A 16,672-nucleotide genomic window follows, 5' to 3' on the forward strand; every position below is an offset into this window, starting at 1 on the left:
CGCCATTCAATCTCGGACGGCCTTCCCTTGACACCCGATCGTTTCAGGTTCTGGATCGATACCACTTTCCCTTTTTCGATTTTTGTCAAAAAGAGCGGGTGCAGACCTTGATGGTCGGCGGGCTGAACGAGATCTCCAGCCCTCCGGCATCCATCTTCAGCTTCTCCCGCCCAGGAGGGGACCGACAAGAGCAATAGAATGAGGGGAGGGATAAAAAAAATGCGGATGGATTTCAAGTCAGAGGTTTCTGAAGTGTCATCATTTCCATCCCCTTCTTAAGGGTTGGAATGAACCCTGCTTTACCCACCTTCGTACCAAGATCGCTTTCCAAACGGACCCGATCATCGATTGGCTTCAAATCGGAAGTTGTTCACCATCATCGTCAGATCGGCTCCCATCTCGGCGAGCTTCTTCGAGGCGATCAGGATCTCCGCCGCTGTTTTCGCCGTGCTCTTGGAGGCATCGGCGACCCCCGTGATGCTCTGATTCACCTCATTGGTTCCTTGGGCCGCCTGTGCGACCCTGCCGCTGATTTGGTTCGTCGTTGCCGTCTGTTCCTCGACGGCCCCCGAAATGTCAATAGAGATCTGATTAATCTGATCGATGATCTCTCCGATCTTTCCAATTTCAGAGATCGCCTCCTTGGTCTCCGCCTGGATGGCGGTTATTTTGGGGGTGATCTCCTCGGTGGCTTTGGCCGTCCTTTTGGCGAGATCTTTCACCTCGTTTGCCACGACGGCGAATCCCTTTCCGGCTTCCCCGGCACGCGCCGCCTCGATGGTCGCATTCAGGGCCAAGAGATTCGTCTGCTTGGCAATGGCGGTGATCACCTTGACCACCTCCCCGATCTCAATGCTCGATTCCCCCAGCTTGGAAATGGTTTTGTTGGTCGACTCGGCCATTCTCACCGCCTGGGTGGTGATCTGCGTTGCGTTTACAATGTTTCGGGAGATGTCTTTCAGGGTGGCCGATATCTCCACGCTGGCCGTCGCAACCTCTCCGACCGTCCGGTTGATTTCCTGACTGGTCGAGGAGACCCGGCTCGCCAGAAGCTCCGTTTCCGAGGAATTAGAGCTCATCTGCTCGCTCGCGGTCGAGAGCTCCTTGGAGGAGAGGGTGATCTGCTTGCAGCTGTCGCGGACGGCATAAACCAGCTCTTGCATCACCCTTTTTAAGCTGGCAGACATTTCTGAGAAAGCCCGAGCAAGAATGCCGATTTCGTCCTGCGCACCAAGGAGTTTCGATTCAACCTCGACCGTCATGTCTCCCTGAGCGACCTTTTGAATCACCCCGACCAGATGTGCGAGGGGCTGGGTGATCCCCCGGAAGAGAATGGTGACCCCGAGAATGAGCAAGATCAATGCGACGAGATTGCTGATCACAACCGTCTGGATGCCGCTGCGCAGATTTTTGGAAAGGGCCTCCTGGCTGTAGCCGATCTGAAGGTACCCGACCGGCTTTCCATCCCCTCTGAGACTTTGAATCTCCCGGTTATAAATCGACAGCGAAGTGGTATCGCTCGGCGGCTTGCTGGTTTCTGTGAGTGGTTTTTTCTCTATATCATAAAAAACAACAAAAACCACATCGGGATCTTTTAATGCGACTTTAACAAAGGTTTCCAAAGCTTGAAGATCAAAATTCATCACGTAACTGGCGCTGATCTGGGAGAAGGTATCGGCCAGAGCGTTTCCTTTGGATTCCATGAGGGATCGGATGGTGGTATGGTTCTGATTGATCATGATGGTTCCCAGTCCGCCGAGCAGAATCACCATGAAGATCAGATTCGGGATCAAGAATTTCTTGCTAATGGAGTTCAACATCAAAGGATTCGGAAGCGCCATCTTTCCCTTACCTCTTCATTATTTGAGATTTAGGACCTTCACTGCTTTGTCCTTTTAGACCCTTGTCAGAAAAACGGGCTTCGAGCCTGGGGGAGCGTGACTGACCGGCCGGTTGAAGTTTGTTATTCTGAGGGAGCCAAATATAGAACGTCGCCACCTTCCCTTTCTCTGATTCCACCCAGATCTTTCCATCATTCAGATCGACGATCTTCTTTACGATCGGAAGTCCCACGCCGGTCCCCTCGACATTGACATCTTGCAAACGTTGGAAGATGGCGAAGATCTTATCGTGATAGGCCGGATCGATTCCGATCCCGTTGTCTTTCACATAGAACTCGACCCCTCTCTCCGACTCTTTCCCGCCGATCTCAATTTGAGGATGGGATTGATCTCCCATGAATTTGGTGGCATTGGAGATCAGGTTCTGGAAAATTTGAGCCAGCTGGATCGGGTTGAACATGAAGTGGGGGAGGGGAGCGTGAACGGAGACCGCGATGTTGCGCTTTGTGAGTTGATTTTGAAGAATTTCCAAAACATTCTGAATCACCTCTTTTACCTCGATCAGTTCCCGGCGTTCCTGCATTCTTCCAATACGTGAGAGGGCCAAGAGCCCTTGAATCAGCTCTTCCATATAGTTTGCGTTTCCGATGATTCGGTCGAGGTAATGCCTTGCGGTTTCATCCAACTGTTCGAAATACTGGTCCTTCATCATGGAGGCCATCCCATTCATCGAGACCACGGGAGACTTGAGGTCGTGCGAGACGGTATAGATAAATGCTTCCAGCTCCGCCGTGCGCGCCTTCACCTGTTCCTCCAGATGTTCGTGGGACCGAGCGAGTTCCTCGCTCATTCGGTTGAAGCTGACGGCCAAAACCCCCATCTCGTCGCGGCGGTCGACCAGACGGGATGAGACGCGGGCCGTCAAGTCCCCTTGGGCGACCTTTTCGATCACGCCGACGAGATGGGCCAGTGGATTCGTGATCCCCCGAAAGAGAATGGTCACCCCCAGAATAAGCAAGATCAACGCCACGAGATTACTGATCACGACTGTCTCAATGCCGCTGTGCAGGTTTTTGGCGAGGGTTTCCTGGCTATAGCCAATCTGGAGGTATCCGACCGGTGTTTGATCCTCTCTGAGACTTAGGATCTCCCGGTTATAAATCAACAGCGTAGAGAGATCACTGGGAGGCTTGCTGCTCTCCGTGAGTGGCTTTCTCTCGGCGTCATAGAAAACAACAAAAACCACATCGGGATCTCTCAAGGCTTCATTGACAAACAATTCCAACGCCTGGAGGTCGAAATTCATCACGTAATTGGCGCTGATCCGGGCGAGGTTATTCGCCAAGGCGTTCCCTTTGGATTCCATCAAATATTGAATGGTGGCATGATTTTTATTGATCATGATCGTGCCCAATCCACCCAGCAGAATCACCATGAAAATGATGGCCGGGATCAAGAACTTCTTGCTGATCGAGTTCAACGTCAAAAGCCTTTGAGGCACGATCTTCCTTAAACGGTTTTTATTTCAGGGTCTGAATCGTAATCACCTTGCCGTTTTCGATCTTGGTCAAAAAGACCTGGTGTAAGCCTTGATGGTCGGTGGGGCTGAAGGAGACCTTCAGGCCTCCCGCATCGATACTGAGATTCTCCAGCGTCGAGAGAAGATTGTCCCGGGTCAGCGGAGAAGTTTTCTTGAGCGCTTCCACCAACACCTTGGCATCAAGATACCCCTCTAAGCTGATCAGGTCAGGGACGAGCCCTGCAGCCTTCATCTCCGAGACAAACCCCTTTACGATCGGCAAGGGGCTATCAGCGGGATTCGGCACAACCTGGGTTGCGATCAACCCGTCGGCCTCTTTTCCCGCCTCGGCGATGAGGGACGTTGTGCCGACCCCCAGGTGTAAAAATTGGGGGAGGAATCGACGCGCCTTTGCCTTTTTGAGAAAGGCGGCGGAGGGGGTGTAAGGGGCAATCATAATCACCGCCTCGGGATTCGCCTTCATCAACGTCTCCACGGCCTCGTCGACATCAACCGTATTCCGCTCAAAGGTCCCATCTCCGGCCAAGGTCATATTCCGCTTACGCAAGGCCCGCAACACGCCGGAGCGACCCGCTTCCCCCAAAGCGTCATTCTGGGCAAAGACGCCGATTCTTTTGATCCGAAGGTCCTCGGTCAAGCGTTCCACCATGACTTCAATCTCTTCAGCGTAACTGGCACGGAGGGTGAAGGCATATCGATTGACCGGATGACGAAGGAACCGGGCCCCGGTGAGTGGAAAGAGATAGGGGACGCTGGCCCTTTGAAAGATCGGTACGATCGCCGCGGAGATCGGCGAGCCGATATATCCGAATAAAGCAAATACCTTTTCCTCCTCGATGAACTTCCGGGTATTCTCGATTGCTTTGGCGGGTTGATAGACGTCATCGTAAATGAGCAGCTTGATCTTGCGGCCGCCGATCCCTCCGGCGGCATTGACCTTGTTGAAGTAGATTGTTGCCCCTTCCTTTATCAGAATGCTGACAGCGGAGGTGGGGCCGCTCTGGCCGTTCGACATACCGATGAGGATCTCTTTGTCGGTGATCCCGTCTTCGGCCCAGGAAAGAGCGGCCGATAAAAGCGTTAGAAGAATGACGAAGATCAATAAATATTTGCCTGTCGTTTTCAATGTCGAACGTTTCTGAAACGCCATCGTTCCAACTGTTTTTTCATTATTTGAGGTTTTGAATCGACATTACTTTTCCTTTTTCGATCTTCGTCAAAAAGACCTGGTGCAGGCCTTGATGGTCGGTGGGACTGAACGAAACCTCCAGGCCGCCCGCGTCCATCTTTAGCTTGTTCAATGTGGAAACAAAGGCCTCCCGGGTCAACGGAGCGGTTCTCTTGAGCGCTTCGACCAGCACCATGGCGCCGACGTAGCTCTCTAAGCCGACCGGGTCGGGGGTAATTCCGGCCGCCTTCATGTCTGAAAGAAATTCTTTGACGATCGGCAACGAGCTGTCGCTTGGATTCGGCACAATCTGGGTTACAATCAGCCCATCGGCGTCTTTTCCCGCCTCGCGCATCAGGGCGGCGGTGCCCGACGAAATGACAAGGAATTTGGGGTTGAACCCACGCGCCCTCGCCTTTTTGAGAAAGGCGGCACAAGGGACATAGGTACACGCCATCACGACCGCGTCGGGTTTGGCTTTGGCCAATGTTTCCAAGGCCTCATCGACATAGGTGGTATTCCGCTCATATTTCCCGTCCCCGACCAGGCTCATATTTCGTTTCCGCAATGCCCGGATCGCTCCGGCACGGCCCGCTTCCCCCATGGCATCATCTTGGGCAAAGACGCCGATTTTTTGGATGTGAAGGTCTTCGGTCAACCGCTCGACCATCACTTCGACCTCATCGGCATAACTGGCCCGGACGTTAAAGATATATTTATTGATCGGGTTGCGAATGACCTCCGCTCCCGTCAATGGGAAGAGATAGGGGATACCGGTTCGGGTGACGATCGGCACCACCGCTGCAGAGTTCGGCGAGCCGATATATCCAAACAAGGCGAACACCTTATCCTCTTCGATCAATTTCCGCGTGTTCGAAATCGTAACGGCGGGCTGGTAGACGTCGTCATAAATCACCAGTCTGATCTTACGGCCTCCAATCCCTCCGGCGGCGTTCACCTTGTTAAAGTATGTGGCTGCGCCGTCTCTCATCATAAAACCCAATGCGGAAACGGGTCCGCTCTGCGCGTTGGTCATCCCGATGAGAATCTCTTTCTCGGTGACGCCATCCTCTGCCGAAGAAAAAGAGACCGATAAAAGCAATAGCAATATACTGAGGACGCATTTTCTTTTGCACTTCATCATCGTGATCTCCGTCAGAGAGAACCAAACGGTCATGAAAAGCAGCTGATATGGATCAAATTATGAGGTCTTTCGTTGATGGTCGATCGATTGCGAATGTATTCCCTGAAGGCGGTCGGCCGACAGGATCCTGGAAGCTGCCGTCATCGGGGAGGTGGGGGAGGTGGCGGCGGCAGTGACCTTTGCATAACGCTGCCGAGAAAGGCAGGTCACTTGGTTCGATGGATAAACTCCTCCCTGATTGCGTTTACACCGGTGCTTCTAATAATCATCCGAAAGCAAAGTATAGCACCGAAACTGCGGCTGTCTACATCTAGCGGTCTATACTGAACAGCGTAACCAAAGTGAATACACTCATGCTTCCGACGGTATGGAGGGGGGGATCAAGAAAGCCAGTGAGAGTGGATTGCTTAGATGCCAGGAAATCTTGATCGGCCGTTACATCTCTCCACAGTGGTACAGATGACTCCTTTTCGGGAAAAACCAACCCGACTTTTCATGGAGGAGGAGGTAAACGGAGTTGTCCGGCACATACGAACAGATCGTGCCGAGGACGGCCTTGAACACTCTTTTTTCCGGATAGGGGTTGGCGTTGAATTCATGCATGGTCCATGCGTTCAAATTAAGGAGCGCTTCGCCCTCCCGCTCGGTCACAAATCGAGAAAGCGCTGCGGGCAGCTTGCGTGCCGCCTCGGGCTGCATCCGTATTTGGGCATAGTCGACATTCCCCGTATACACGTTGAAGGAGAGGGCCGAATCCCAGCGATTTACATTGTTGAAAAGCGGCAGGATTCCGATAAAGAGAAGCGCACCCGCCTGCGGGAGGTTATAGAGAGGGGGCGCATCGAACATTTTTTTAAATGAGAACGGAGGTGCTTTGTAAAAAAGAACCCAGACGAGTACCGCCATCGTCTGGCCCCAGATCCAGGCGCTGTCATTCCAGTCATTTCGGATCGGTCCGATGCAAAAGAAGATCAGCACATGCATCAAGATCGCATCGTAAAGCGCAATGACGCGAAATCGCTTCGTCAGCAGTCCGATTCCGAACAATACTTCGAAGACTGCGGCAAAAACACCGAGGGCCGGCAAATAGGGAATATCGAATGGAAGAAGGTGGGTCAGCGGTTGGACGAACCAGGGGAATTCCTCGTTAAAAAAATGCGGGTTCAGCTTCTGGACGCCGCCCCAGAAATAAATGGCAGCGATGATGAACCGGAATCCGTCGAGGATGCGACGTGCCTCGTCTTCTCCCGCGTCGTTTCTATCAGTCAGCAGAAGGAGAAAAAGGAAAAAGAATTCATAAAACGACGGCCAAAGGCGGCTCTGGTCCTGTAGAAAGAAAAGGGTGAAAGCCGCAACGATCAATCGAACCAATATTTTCGACCGAGGCCAAATGACCAGGGCGAGAAGAAGTGCGGAGAAGAGTGCGAGAAAAAGATAGTCGAACGGATACGGAAAGGCCGGAATGAGCTTAAAGAGAGGAACCAGGGGATAGAGCCGGGTGGAAACCCAGAGTTTCCAGGAGAAACCGAGGCAGAGTAAAACGAACACCGCCAGAAGACGGATCGAAACGGTCAGCCGTTTTTGTTCGCTTGTGAAGATCGACCCGGGGCGCTCCGGCGCCGATCTTTCCCCCCCGCGCGGAGACGACCGAAGTCCCTTCAGAACAAGGCCCGGTTTGCGCCTTGCTTTCATCCTCTGCGATCTCCTCTCTATGATATTGCTGAAAGAATCAAACACCGACCGGGGCAAGGACCACGACGCTGAACCCGACCGCCTTCTCTCTGCCGGTATTCTGGTAAGAGTGGGCTTGGTCTCCGGGAAACGCCAGAACATCGCCGGATCGCACGCAAAAGGCCTCCCCGGCGACATGAACCGTGATTTCGCTTTGAACCACCGTTAGATACTCCTTCGTCCCTCCGACGTGCGGCACCCCGCCGATTCTTCCTCCGAGCGCGATCTCCATCCGGTCCATTTCCATTCCGGGAATGGCGTCGGGAAGAAGTTTGTAAATTGCAGAGACCCCTTGCCGGCTCCGCCGCGCAGGCATTTCGTCCGCCCGAATCAGCTTGCAGTTCGCCCGAGGAGCCGCCAGGAGCTCTTCGACCGAAACCCGCAGCGCCGCCGCAATCCGGACGAGATTGATGAGCGAAGGATTCCCGGCTCCCGATTCCAAATGGGTGACCGTGGAGCGGGGAACGTCTGCCAAGCGGGCGAGCGCCGCCTGGGTCAAGCCTCTCTTGCCCCGTAATGTGACGATGCTGAGGGCAAGATTCTTTGAAACCTGATTCAATCCATTGGCCATATGACAATATATTAGCATAAATGATGACGCACTGCCGGAAATGAGAGAGAATCGGATTCCATAAGGAGGAGAAAAGTATGGAAACCATTTTGAATCAGAAACGGGTTATGATCACCGGTGGAACGTCCGGCCTGGGACGCGCGCTGGCACTGACGCTGGCCGACCAGGGAGCCCGGGTGGCGATCGTCGCACGACATCGCGTCGCCCTCGACGAAACGGTCACGGCGGCGCACCCCGCCGAGCTGATTGCCATTCAGGCCGATGTCTCAGCCAAAGAGGAGGTCTACCGGATCTCATCCGAAGCGATCGCACGGCTGGGCGGGGTCGATCTGTTGATCAACAATGCAAGTTACCTCGGAGTGACCCCGTTAAGGACCCTGCTCGATACAGAATGCGAAGAGTTTCAGCAGGTCCTTGAAACGAACCTCCTCGGCCCGTTTCGGCTGACGAAGGCGATCTTGCCGACGATGCTCCTTCAAGGAGGGGGCCTTGTCATCAACATCTCGAGTGACGCCGCGGAGAGCGCTTATCCAGGCTGGGGCGCTTATGGATCTTCGAAAGCGGCGCTGGCGCATCTCTCCCGGATCTGGGATGAGGAACTCAAAACGCATCGGGTTCGATTTTTTGCAATCGACCCCGGAGAGATCGACACCCCGATGCATGCGGCGGCCCTTCCGGAGGCCGACCCCGCCACGCTCCGGAGCCCGAAAGCGGCGGCGCTGTTGTTGCTGGAGCCGATCTCGAACGCCTTTCAGGAGATGCTGACGGGGGAGACCGATGACCGCCGCTGATACCAAAAGAGGTCCCCGATCGGAGACAAAACTTTTGGCGATCTCAAAGGAGGGGCCCTTCCTCCGAACGCGCCACCTGAACTTCTCTGCGCTTCCAACCTGTCTGCATGCCGGCGATCTGTTGGTCGTGAACGATGCCGCCACGCTGCCGGCCAGCCTCTCGGGGGTTCATTTGCCGACGGGAGATCCCATCGAGATGCGGCTAGGCGGTTCTCGGTCGGAAGCGGTCGAGGACCTTTCCCGGTGGTTTGCAATCTTCTTCGGCGCCGGCGACTGGCGCACCCCGACAGAGAATCGGCCCTTGCCGCCGCCGCTCCGCCGCGGAGATCGACTCGCATTCCAATGCGGGCTTGAGGCCGCTGTGGAAGGTCTCTTATCTCCAGACGGAAAGCTCGCTGAAATTAATTTTCTCGGACCGCCGTCGTCTCTTTGGAGGAAGGTCTATGCAGCGGGAAAGCCGGTCCAGTATTCTCATCTTCGCGAAGATTTGGCGCTCTGGGATGTCCAGACGATTTTCTCCGGCGCGCCCGTCTCTTTGGAGGCCCCTTCCGCCGCTTTCCCGTTCAATTGGGAGAGGATATTCGCGCTGGAGAAAAAAGGGGTCAGGCTGGCCCGGTTGACCCATGCGGCGGGACTCTCCAGCACCGGCGACGAAAGGCTCGATCGACGGCTGCCTTTCCCGGAGCGCTACTCGATTCCAAATTCGACGGCGGCGGCCGTCCGGCGCGCCCGCTCCGAAGGCCGTTGTGTCATTGCGGTCGGAACGACGGTAACGCGTGCGCTCGAAAGCGCGGTGCAACCCGACGGCACGGTCCGTCCCGGAAGCGAAATAACCTCCCTGAAAATTTCGCCGGTATATCGGCGGCGGATCGTGAGTGGGATTCTGAGCGGATTTCATGAAAGCGGCGCCTCTCATCTGAGCCTGCTGGGGAGTTTCATAGAGCCGGAGAACCTTGAAGCAATCTATAATGATGCGGAAGTAAGAGGATACTTCGCACATGAATTCGGAGATGTCTGTCTGCTTCTTTCAGAAAATTTCTAAAAAGATTTGACATCGAAACCTTCACAGATGTATAGTTCACGTATGAATCATATGTCGATATTCTGAAATGAAATACTTCAGCCGGGTGCGGCCTCCGACCTATGAGTGGGAGCCGTTTGCTCGCAGTGATAAAGAAGTATTGAACGAGAACAGTGGAGGCATCTCATGGCGAATGGCATCCCAACGTTGAAACTGATGGCTCTTTTGGCATGCGCCGGAATGGCGCTGGCAGGCTGCGAAAAAAAGGCGGCCTCCGCCCCCCCCCCGCCCGTCCCTGAGGTCGCGGTGGTGACGGTGCAGCCGCAAGCGATGCCGGCGACGTTCGAATATGTCGGTCAGACCGTCGGTTCGCGTGAAGTTGAAGTGCGCGCGCGGGTCTCCGGAATCTTGGAGCATTGGAACTATCGGGAAGGGGCGAAGGTGACGGCGGGAGAGAGCCTCTTCACGATTGACCCCGCCCCCTTTCGCGCCGCCTTGGCGAAAGCGGAGGCCGCCCTGGCGAGCGCCGAGGCGACCCTTTCGATGACCTCGCGCAACGCCGCCCGAATCAAACCGTTGTGGGAAGCGCAGTCGGTGAGTCAAAAAGAATATGAAGACATCCTCTCCGGCGAGCAGATTGCCGCCGCAAATGTAAAGGCGGCTCAGGCCGCGGTTACCGAAGCGCGGCTCAACCTCTCCTACAGCCGGGTCGAGGCGCCGATTTCCGGCGTCACCAGCCGCGCGCTCAAATCGGAGGGGAGTCTGGTAGAGGCGCAGCAGACCTTGCTCACCACGATTTCGCAGAACGACCCGATTCATGTCATTTTCAGCTTCACCGAGGCGGAGCATTTGAAGTTCACCCGCGCCATGTCGGAGGGACGGCTGACCCTGCCGAAGGATGGGAAGTTCGATGTGACGTTAAAGCTGGCCGACGGGAATGATTATGCGCAGGCGGGCAAAGTCGACTTTACCGATGTCCGGGTCGATTCCACCACCGGAACGATCCAAGCGCGGGCCGTGGTTCCGAACCCGCAGCAGATCCTCCGCTCCGGTCAGTTCGTCCGGGTGCGGCTCTCCGGCGCGACCCGTCCCGGCGCGATCGTCATCCCGCAGCGGGCGGTCCTCGAAGGACCGAGCAGCAAGATCGTCCTGACGGTGAACGGACAAGGGATGGTCGAGCCGCGTCCGGTGCAGGTCGGCGATTGGTCGGGCGAAGATTGGCTGATCACCGGCGGTCTCAACCCGGGGGATAAGGTGATCGTCGACGGCATGGTCAAGGCCCGTCCCGGCGCACCGGTGAAGATTGCACCGGCGACCGCAGCACCCCCGGCGCTTGCGGCCGGCGCGGCTCCCGCAAACCCGGAACCGAAAGGGAACAAGAAACCGGACGAGGCCAGAACGCCCTAGATCGGACCGTCTCCCTTTATTCGTCATCCCCACATCAGCGGGAATAATAATAGAAGCGTTCGCTTAGGAGCCGATCATGTTCTCACGGTTTTTTATCAATCGTCCGATCTTTGCCGCGGTGCTCTCCATCTTTATCGTATTGGCCGGATTGGCCTCTATTCGGAATCTGCCGATTGCCCAATACCCGGAGATCGCGCCGCCGGTGGTGACGGTCCGTGCCATCTATCCGGGCGCCTCCTCCGAGGTGCTCGAGCAGACCGTTGCCGCGCCGATCGAGAACCAGATCAACGGCGTCGAGAACATGCTCTACATGAGCTCCAACTCCGGCTCCAACGGCGTCGTCGAGATCAACGTCTCTTTTGAGATTGGCAGCGACGTCGATCAGGCGGCATTAAACGTCAACAATCGGGTCAAGCAGGCGGAGGCCCGGCTGCCGCAGGAGGTTCGCCGGCAGGGGGTCACGGTCGAGAAAAACTCATCGGCCTTTCTCCAGGTGCTTGCGTTTTACTCCCCCGACGCAACGCTCGATGATCTCCGGATCAGCAACTATGTGACGCTGAACATCCTCGATACCCTCAAGCGGATTCCGGGGACAACGAATGTCCAGATCTTCGGCGCGAAAGATTATGCGATGCGGATCTGGCTTCGACCCGATCGGATGGCGCAGCTGAAGCTGACGACGTCCGATCTCCTCCGATCGTTAAACGAGCAGAACGCCCAGTTCGCCGCGGGGAAGGTCGGCCAAGCGCCGACCGGCGGACCGCAGGAGCTGGTTTATACCATCACGACCCGGGGCCGGCTCTCCGAAGCCCGAGAGTTCGAGAATGTCATCGTCCGATCGAACCCCGACGGCTCGGCGCTTCGGCTGAAAGATGTGGCGCGGGTCGAGCTTGCTTCCAAAGACTACGACTTCATCGGCCGGGTCAACGGCAAAGAGGCGGCGTTGGTCGGCATTTTCCTCCAGCCCGGGGCGAACGCCCTCGATGTCGCGAAGGAGATCGGGAAGACCCTCAAGGGGCTCTCGGCGCGCTTTCCGGCGGGGCTGACCTATTCGATTCCGTACGACACCACCCGATTCGTTGAAGTCTCGATCCGGGAAGTGGTCAAGACGCTCGGCGAAGCGATGGTCCTCGTCTTTCTCGTCGTTTTCCTCTTCTTGCAGGACTGGCGCGCCACCCTGATTCCGTTCGCGGCGGTGCCGGTGTCGCTGATCGGCGCTTTTGCCGGCCTTTACCTGCTCGGCTACTCGATCAACACCCTGACCCTCTTTGGGATGGTGCTGGCCATCGGGATTGTCGTCGATGACGCCATCGTGGTCTTGGAGAATGTCGAGCGGATCATGCACGAGGAGCACCTCTCGGCGCGGGAGGCGGCGATCAAGGCGATGGAAGAGGTGACCGGTCCGGTCATCGCGATCGTCTTGACCCTTTGCGCCGTCTTCGTGCCGATCGCTTTCTTGGGCGGGCTGACCGGCCAGCTCTACCGGCAGTTTGCCGTCACGATCACGATCGCCGTCGTCCTTTCCGGGATCGTGGCGCTGACCCTCACCCCCTCGCTCTGCGTGATGGTCCTCAAGCGGAAAAACAAATCGCCCAACCGTTTCTTCGGCGCGTTCAATAACTGGTTCGCCCGGATTACCGGTCGGTATGCCGACGGCGTCGCCTGGATCATCCGCCGGGGCGCCATCGGGATGTTCCTCTTCATCGGGATGGTGGCGATTACCGCCGGGCTCTGGCGGTGGACGCCGGGCGGCCTGGTGCCGGATGAGGACCAAGGCTACTATATCGGCGTCGTCTTCCTGCCGGACGGGGCGACGCTGCAGCGGACCGACAAGGTGGTCGGCGAGGTGGTGAAGGCGGTCCAGTCGAATCCCGACAACGAATTCGTGATCGCGTTTACCGGGATGGACTTCATCGGCGGCGGCTTCCGGAACAATGCCGCGACGATGTTCGTCACCCAGAAACATTGGGATGAACGGAAATCGAATACCCATCAGCTGGTCGGCGAGTATTATATGAAGACCGGCCAGATCAAAGAGGCGTTGGTGCTCGCCTTCGGCCCGCCGCCGATCTTCGGCCTCGGGAACTCGGGCGGTTTCGAATTTTACATTCAGAACCGGGGCGAAGGGGGACCGCATCGTCTGGCCGAGGTGATGGGGCAGTTTCTCGCCGCCGCGAACAAAGACCCGCAACTCGCCGGCGTGCAGACCCTCTGGCGGGTGAACACCCCGCAGCTCTTCGTCGACGTCGACCGTGAGAAAGCGAAGGCGCTCGGTGTCCCGATCAACGACGTGTTCGATACCCTCTCGGCGACCCTCGGCTCGGCCTATGTGAACGACTTTAACCGGTTCGGCCGGACCTGGCAGGTGCTGATGTCGGCGGAGCCGTCGTTCCGGAACCGTCCCGACTCGATCGGCGAGCTCTACGTCCGGTCCGAAAAGGGGGGGATGGTGCCGGTGAAAGCGCTTGCGACAGTCACCCATACCTCCGGTCCCGATTCGATCGACCGGTTCAACAACCTCCCCTCGGTGAAGCTGATCGGGCAGGGGGCGCCCGGCGTCTCCTCCGGCCAGGCGATTGCGGTCGTCGAGCGGATTGCCAATGAGGTCTTGCCGGCCGACTTTAGCTTCGATTGGGGGGGCGCCTCTTTCCAGGAAAAGAAATCGAGCGGGACCTCCGGGATCGCGCTCGGCTTGGCGGTCGTCATGGTCTTCTTGATCCTGGCCGCACAATACGAAAAATGGTCGCTGCCGTTTTCCGTCGTAATGGCGCTGCCGTTCGGGACGTTCGGGGCGTTGGCGGCGGTCTGGATCCGGGGGATGACCAACGATGTCTATTTTCAGATCGGGCTGGTCACGCTGCTTGGTCTCGCCGCGAAGAACGCGATCTTGATCGTTGAATACGCGGTGATGAAGAACCATGAGGGGCTCTCTCCTTCGGCGGCCGCCTTGGAGGCGGCGCGGCTTCGATTCCGGCCGATCTTGATGACCTCGCTTGCGTTCATATTGGGCGTCGTTCCGCTCGCCTTCTCGCACGGCGCGGGGGCGGGGGCGCGGATCTCCGTCGGGACCGGCGTTATGGGGGGGATGCTGGCGGCGACCTTCCTGGCCATCTTTTTTGTCCCGATGTTCTTTAAGCTGATCGCCGACCGGCACCTGACCGAGCGGCGCTCGACGGCGCAGATCCGGGCCGAGATTGCGCAGCACAAAGCGCGCCACGAGATGACGCCGGGCGAGGTTCCGATCGACGGAGCGGAAGCGGTGACCGTCGGAGACGCCGGACCGGCAAGGGAGGGGAAATGAAGAGAGCGATCCACCTGTCAGCGGTTTTTCTGATCTCCCTGCTTGTCCTGCTGGGCGCCGGACGATATACCGAAGCGGCGGAGGGAGAAGCTCCCCTCGAGCTCCGTTTGAGCCTTCATGATGCGATCGCGGCGGCGATGGAGAGCAATCCGACCCTCCAGTTGTCGAGGGAGCGGGCGGAGGAGGCGGAAGGGGTGGTCCAGGTCAGCCGGGGTGCGTTTCTTCCCAATCTCTCCGGAACGGTCAGCCGGACCAATGAAACCATCTTTTTCGGGGCGATCGGCTTGAGCGGAACGTCCGACCCGATCGATCTGTTCGATGCGCGGGTTCAGCTGACCCAAAATCTATTTAGCCTGAGCCTCATTCAGCAGTGGCGGGCCAGCAAAGTCGGGGCGAAGGCCGCCTCGCTCGATGCCGAGGTCAGTCGGCGCGACACGATGGCGCTGATCGGCCTGCTCTATATGGAGGCGCTTCGCGCCGAGGCGGCGGTCAAGGCGAGCGAGGCCAACGTCGATCTCAGCCGGCAGCTGCTGGCTCTGGCACGGGATCGAAAAGCGGCCGGTCTGGCGACCAACCTCGACGTGACCCGTGCGGAAGTCCAGCTGGAGAGCGAGAAGCAACGTCTCCTGGTGGCGCAGAACCAGCAGGACCGGACGAAGTTAAATCTCCTCCGAAGCCTCGGAATCAGCCGGGAAGTCGCCCTCGTCCTGACCGATACCCTCACGCTGGTGGAGGTGGATCGACAATCTCCTGCGGAGGCGCTCGTCGCGGCGCGGGCGCAGCGGGTGGAATTGCAGACGCAGGCGATGCGGGAGAAGTTTGCTTCGCTCACTTTGCGATCGATTCGAAATGAGATTATTCCGTCGTTGAGGTTGAACGCGAACTACGGACGGATCGGGACCCGTTTCGATGACACGGTCAGCACCCGGTTCGTCGGCCTCGTCTTGTCGGTCCCGATCTTCGAGGGGGGATCGCGCCAGGGCCGGATCTCGCAGAGCCTGAGCCGAATTCGCCAGGAGGAGATTCGAACACGCGACCTCGTCCAACAGATCAACCTGGAAGTGCGCGATGCGCTCTTGACCCTCGCCTCCGCGAGACAGCAGGTTGCGGTCTCGGAGGTCGGTCTTCAACTTGCCCTCAAAGAGCTGGAGCTGGCCCGCCAACGGTTTGAGGCCGGTTTTATCAATAACATCGAAGTGACCAATGCCCAGACCTCCGTCGTCCGCGCCCGGGACAATGAGATTGAAGCGCTGTTTAATTTTAACGCCGCCCGGATTAACCTGGCGCGGGCGAAAGGGGAGATTGATACCCTGAACTGAGGCGTAAAAACCGTCACTTGGACACTCAAGAGCCATGGCCACATATCCCGCTCAGTTAGAATTCCGCAGCGTTGTTAAATCGTACTACCGCCTCTCACGTTATCCTGCCGATAGGATTGGCCGAATGGCCCTTCTTCTATTCCGAATCGTCGTTTGTATTTGAGCTTTAATTCGCATTTCGGATGAGCCGTGATGAAACAATAACGGCCGGTTTTATGAAGAAAGCTTTGACCGGCTGGACACGTACCTGAAAGAACTTCAAAAAAAAGAGAAGAAACATGGCCGAAAAAAGAAGTAATCCAGAGGCGCAGGGGGAGCAGGGGGAGATAGAGCCGTTTGTAATCTCGCGGGTGTTCGATGCACCGCGCGATCTCGTTTGGAAGGCCTGGACCGAGGCGGACCGTCTCAAGGAATGGTTTGGACCGAAAGGTTTCACGATGGGAACCTGCAGGCTCGATTTTCGACCCGGCGGGACCTTTCACTACTCCATGCGGGGACCGGACGGCAAAGAGATGTGGGGCAAGTTCGTTTATCGCGAGATCGTCGCGCCGGAGCGGATCGTCCTCGTCAATTCCTTTTCGGATGAAAAGGGGGGAATCACCCGTCACCCTTTCAGCGCCACCTGGCCGTTGGAAATGCTCTCGACGACGACGCTCGCCGAGCATCAGGGAAAGACGACCATGACGATACAGTGGCGCCCACTCCATCCAACAGAGGCCGAGCTCAAAACCTTTGAAGCGGGTCGCAAGGGAATGGAGCAGGGCTGGACCGGCACCTTCGACCAGCTCGCTGAATACCTCGCGAAGGGATGAGGTCTCCCGTGAAATCGTGAAGTGCG

12 protein-coding genes are annotated in these 16,672 nt (G+C 57.1%); 6 read left to right on the forward strand and 6 right to left on the reverse strand.

Annotation, left to right across the window (positions count from 1 at the left end):
• Positions 1-341: 341 nt before the first annotated feature.
• The 6 genes from HY282_04895 to HY282_04920 all read right to left on the reverse strand — a co-directional run bounded on the left by HY282_04895 (position 342) and on the right by HY282_04920 (position 7,995).
• Positions 342-1,841: a methyl-accepting chemotaxis protein gene (locus tag HY282_04895; GenBank protein MBI3803081.1), complete on the reverse strand. Its 1,500-nt coding sequence runs from the start codon at positions 1,839-1,841 to the stop codon at positions 342-344.
• Positions 1,842-1,848: 7 nt separating this feature from the next.
• Complete coding sequence (locus HY282_04900; protein ID MBI3803082.1) at positions 1,849-3,342, reverse strand: HAMP domain-containing protein; 1,494 nt, start codon at positions 3,340-3,342, stop codon at positions 1,849-1,851.
• A gap of 19 nt (positions 3,343-3,361) precedes the next feature.
• On the reverse strand, positions 3,362-4,531 hold the full coding sequence (locus HY282_04905; GenBank protein MBI3803083.1) for an ABC transporter substrate-binding protein: 1,170 nt from the start codon (positions 4,529-4,531) through the stop codon (positions 3,362-3,364).
• 19 nt (positions 4,532-4,550) lie between these two features.
• Positions 4,551-5,693 (reverse strand): ABC transporter substrate-binding protein, encoded by a 1,143-nt coding sequence (locus HY282_04910; GenBank protein MBI3803084.1) that lies wholly within the window; start codon positions 5,691-5,693, stop codon positions 4,551-4,553.
• Positions 5,694-6,128: 435 nt separating this feature from the next.
• A complete protein-coding gene (locus HY282_04915) occupies positions 6,129-7,385 on the reverse strand; it encodes a hypothetical protein (GenBank protein MBI3803085.1) in 1,257 nt (418 codons plus the stop codon).
• Positions 7,386-7,422: 37 nt separating this feature from the next.
• Complete coding sequence (locus HY282_04920) at positions 7,423-7,995, reverse strand: helix-turn-helix transcriptional regulator (protein MBI3803086.1); 573 nt, start codon at positions 7,993-7,995, stop codon at positions 7,423-7,425.
• Positions 7,996-8,072: 77 nt separating this feature from the next.
• Here HY282_04920 and HY282_04925 point away from each other — a divergent pair, with 77 nt between their 5' ends.
• The 6 genes from HY282_04925 to HY282_04950 all read left to right on the forward strand — a co-directional run bounded on the left by HY282_04925 (position 8,073) and on the right by HY282_04950 (position 16,646).
• Positions 8,073-8,786: an SDR family oxidoreductase gene (locus HY282_04925; protein MBI3803087.1), complete on the forward strand. Its 714-nt coding sequence runs from the start codon at positions 8,073-8,075 to the stop codon at positions 8,784-8,786.
• Positions 8,773-9,828: an S-adenosylmethionine:tRNA ribosyltransferase-isomerase gene (locus HY282_04930; protein MBI3803088.1), complete on the forward strand. Its 1,056-nt coding sequence runs from the start codon at positions 8,773-8,775 to the stop codon at positions 9,826-9,828. Before HY282_04925 ends, HY282_04930 begins: the two co-directional genes overlap by 14 nt.
• A 165-nt stretch (positions 9,829-9,993) precedes the next feature.
• Positions 9,994-11,214, forward strand: a complete 1,221-nt coding sequence (locus HY282_04935) for an efflux RND transporter periplasmic adaptor subunit (protein ID MBI3803089.1) — start codon at positions 9,994-9,996, stop codon at positions 11,212-11,214.
• Positions 11,215-11,290: 76 nt separating this feature from the next.
• On the forward strand, positions 11,291-14,515 hold the full coding sequence (locus tag HY282_04940; protein MBI3803090.1) for a multidrug efflux RND transporter permease subunit: 3,225 nt from the start codon (positions 11,291-11,293) through the stop codon (positions 14,513-14,515).
• Positions 14,512-15,834: a TolC family protein gene (locus HY282_04945; protein MBI3803091.1), complete on the forward strand. Its 1,323-nt coding sequence runs from the start codon at positions 14,512-14,514 to the stop codon at positions 15,832-15,834. The genes HY282_04940 and HY282_04945 overlap by 4 nt, the downstream gene beginning before the upstream one ends.
• A gap of 278 nt (positions 15,835-16,112) precedes the next feature.
• Positions 16,113-16,646, forward strand: a complete 534-nt coding sequence (locus HY282_04950; protein ID MBI3803092.1) for an SRPBCC domain-containing protein — start codon at positions 16,113-16,115, stop codon at positions 16,644-16,646.
• The last annotated feature ends 26 nt before the right edge of the window (positions 16,647-16,672 follow it).

It is taken from the genome of Candidatus Manganitrophaceae bacterium (genome assembly GCA_016200325.1).
In the GTDB taxonomy this organism is placed as follows: Bacteria; Nitrospirota; Nitrospiria; order SBBL01; family Manganitrophaceae; genus Manganitrophus.

What these genes read in the sequence shown, in the direction of transcription:
- HY282_04895 (MBI3803081.1), bottom strand. Translation starts at nt 1,841, where the DNA reads ATGGCGCTTCCGAATCCTTTGATGTTGAACTCCATTAGCAAGAAATTC.
- HY282_04905 (MBI3803083.1), bottom strand. Translation starts at nt 4,531, where the DNA reads ATGGCGTTTCAGAAACGTTCGACATTGAAAACGACAGGCAAATATTTA.
- HY282_04910 (MBI3803084.1), bottom strand. Translation starts at nt 5,693, where the DNA reads ATGATGAAGTGCAAAAGAAAATGCGTCCTCAGTATATTGCTATTGCTT.
- HY282_04915 (MBI3803085.1), bottom strand. Translation starts at nt 7,385, where the DNA reads ATGAAAGCAAGGCGCAAACCGGGCCTTGTTCTGAAGGGACTTCGGTCG.
- HY282_04920 (MBI3803086.1), bottom strand. Translation starts at nt 7,995, where the DNA reads ATGGCCAATGGATTGAATCAGGTTTCAAAGAATCTTGCCCTCAGCATC.
- HY282_04925 (MBI3803087.1), top strand. Translation starts at nt 8,073, where the DNA reads ATGGAAACCATTTTGAATCAGAAACGGGTTATGATCACCGGTGGAACG.
- HY282_04930 (MBI3803088.1), top strand. Translation starts at nt 8,773, where the DNA reads ATGACCGCCGCTGATACCAAAAGAGGTCCCCGATCGGAGACAAAACTT.
- HY282_04935 (MBI3803089.1), top strand. Translation starts at nt 9,994, where the DNA reads ATGGCGAATGGCATCCCAACGTTGAAACTGATGGCTCTTTTGGCATGC.
- HY282_04940 (MBI3803090.1), top strand. Translation starts at nt 11,291, where the DNA reads ATGTTCTCACGGTTTTTTATCAATCGTCCGATCTTTGCCGCGGTGCTC.
- HY282_04945 (MBI3803091.1), top strand. Translation starts at nt 14,512, where the DNA reads ATGAAGAGAGCGATCCACCTGTCAGCGGTTTTTCTGATCTCCCTGCTT.
- HY282_04950 (MBI3803092.1), top strand. Translation starts at nt 16,113, where the DNA reads ATGGCCGAAAAAAGAAGTAATCCAGAGGCGCAGGGGGAGCAGGGGGAG.